Source organism: Chitinophaga sp. (assembly GCF_035564935.1).
In the GTDB taxonomy this organism is placed as follows: domain Bacteria; phylum Bacteroidota; class Bacteroidia; order Chitinophagales; family Chitinophagaceae; genus Chitinophaga.
The window spans coordinates 1-2,910 of sequence record NZ_DATMTE010000128.1; the positions used below are offsets into that span (position 1 = coordinate 1).

General features: G+C 44.5%; 2 protein-coding genes. Both read right to left on the bottom strand.

The features are described 5' to 3' along the window. A partial coding sequence (locus VN105_RS03420; RefSeq protein ID WP_325637942.1) for a SusC/RagA family TonB-linked outer membrane protein occupies positions 1-1,268 on the bottom strand: 1,268 nt, incomplete at its 3' end. Between the two features lie 115 nt (positions 1,269-1,383). Further along, positions 1,384-2,910 (bottom strand): RagB/SusD family nutrient uptake outer membrane protein (locus VN105_RS03425; RefSeq protein ID WP_325637944.1); only part of this gene is annotated, 1,527 nt, incomplete at its 5' end.

Here is a 2,910-nt window from a genome sequence, read left to right on the forward strand (position 1 = left end):
GCCAGCCGGAAAACCGGGTTAATGGCGCCGTTATTAGTTACAGCGCCCAGATGTGTTGCATAGCTATAACTGCCATTTGGATTAATTACTGGCATGGCATACGGAGCCATGTAGCGAAATGCACCCAATTCATAAAAAAGCCCGGCATTTTCTACAGTTCCGCTTGGGTTATTAACCGTTTCAAAACGGCCATTGACATCAAACCGGATCTTTAATGTTTTCGTCGGGGTAATATCAAGATTCGAGCGGTAATTAAAACGCCTGTAGAAGTAGTTGGTATTGACATAATCTCCCACCGGTTTAAAGTCTTTCAAAATACCATTCTGGGAAAAATAACCTAACGACGTAAAATATTTTACAAGTGCATTTCCCCCGCTTACATCCACGTTATAACGGGATTGCGTTGACGCTTTTTTAAATAAAACATCTGCCCAGTTAACATTTGGATGCCCATAAGGATCAGAGCCGTCTTTAAACTTCTGCAGATCATCCGGGCTGAACGGGAGTACAGGTGTTTGAGACTGACCGTATGCATCATTGATAGTTGCTTCATTCCGAAGCAGGGCTGTAGTATACGAATCAAGGAAAGTAGGCATCCTGATCGTTTGATTAATGCCGCTTTCAGCAGTAACATTAATCCGTGGCTTCCCGATACGCCCCCTGGTAGTAGTAACAACTAAAACCCCGTTGGCGCCTTTTAATCCGTAGATGGATGTTGTAGCCGCATCTTTCAGGATGGAAACGGATTCGACTTCGTTTACATTCAGCTGTGAAAGCTGTGTGTAATCATACTCTATATCGTCTACGATGATCAGTGGTTTATTATCGCCGGTGATAGAGTTAACTCCCCTGATAAAAAAATCGGCGGCATCTGCGCCGGGCTGTCCACTCCTTTGCTGACTGAAAAAGCCGGGTAACCTGCCGATAAGCGTATTCTGAATGCTGGCAGTAGGAACTGTCCTGATCTCTTCACCTTTTACCGAGCTGACAGCTCCCGTACTTGTGATCCTTTTCTGACGTCCAAAACCAACCACCACCACATCTTCCAGGCCTTTTACATCCGGCGTCAGGTGAACCAGCGTTACGGTCCCCGGAACCGCATTAATAGTTTGAGGCAGATAGCCTATGTATGTAATCATCAGTTTCTTTACACTGCCGGATTTTAATGAGATGGTGTAATTTCCATGTTCGTCAGAGATGACTCCATTCTTCCTGTTGTCCGGTTCTGAAATAGTAGCTCCGCTTATTGCCTGGTTTTTATCATTCACTATCCGTCCTCTTATGATTATATTCTGAGACCATACAACCGTTGATATCAGCAAAAACCACATCAATATGAATATCTTTACTTTCATTTTATGCTGTTTATTGTATCAAAAAGATTTAATACCCGGGATTTTGTTCAATGCCGCTATTTACCTGCGTTTCCTTTACTGCAACAGGCAATAAATACATGGCATCCGTGAAATAAGGAGTGGTAATTACCTTCGGGGAATAGTTAAACGTACCATTTGCATTTTTGGTAATGGTTACTCCATGAAGTGCAGTTCCATAAACGGCTTTCGCGATTTTCCACCTGCGTATGTCCCAAAATCTTTGTTCTTCAAATGCTAACTCGATGCGACGTTCATTACGGACAACATCGCGCATCTGTGCCTGTAACAATCCAGGAGGCAGCGCATAGGGAGAAAGACCGGCCCGCTGGCGAATTTTCTCAACAGCCGCATACACAGCTGCATCTGGTCCTGAGTATTCGTTTTGCGCCTCGGCATACATTAAAATAATGTCAGCATACCTGATAATGCACCATGGTGGAATAAAGCCTCCGTCCCGGTAAAAAGTGGTGGTGTAATTTGCACTGCTACTGTCATTCGCACAAAACTTCTTGGCATAATAGCCTGTTTGTGTTTGCACAGGAGCAAGGGTAGCATCATTCGGTTTGTCTCTCCCTCCTTCAAAGGTTTCTACCGGTCTTTGCAGCCATTTAGCGCCATTATAAAACACGGTTTGTTCCAAACGGGGATCGCGCCCTGCGTAGGGGTTCGATTGATCATAACCGGAAGAACGATCATCGATTGTTTTCCCATTCTTCATCGGGAAGGCGTCAACAAATTCCTGTGTCGGACTTACACGTCCTTCACTATTACGGTTTGCAGGTTTGTACCCTGGCGGAGACATATAATAGGAATATGCATTATCAATACGGGGATCACTCATCCGGAAAAAAATGTGCTCCTTATTTGCCCTTTGCAGCATCAGGGTGTAACGATTGGGTTCCAGGTCATAAATACCCAGATCTATCACAGCTTTTGCTGCATCGGCAGCCGCTCTCCATCTTTCTGCGCTGTAAGAAGGATAACCGGTATAGGACCTGTTGGGGGTTGATGAAGGGTTAAACAGGGGGCTTGCAGCCAGGAGCAATACCTTAGCCTTAATTGCCAATACAATACTTTTACGCATCTTTCCGAAATCAGCATCGGTTGTTCTGCCGGCAAGGGAAGCATCGGGACGCAGGCTGTCTTTAGCTATATCAAGTTCTGATACGATGTAGTTTACGCACTCTTCAAAGCTATTGCGTTTTAAATTCAATAATTCATTATCATTGGAATCAAAAACCTTATCACCTATCAACGGCACGCCACCATATCTCTTTACTAGTTCGTAATAAAAATAAGCCCTCAGCGCACGCGCCTCATTAGGCAACCATACTTTGCGGGATGAATCAGCCCAGGGAACCCGCTGATAATACTTTAAAAAAATATTCGCCGCCCTTATAGCGCTATAGCAATTGCCCCAGTTATCATCGAATGTAGCATCAGGACTGTATCCGCCACGAATGATATTCCATGCTTCATTCCCATCAGCACTCGGAACAGCATCATCTGAAAAACATTCCAATGGTACCAGGGA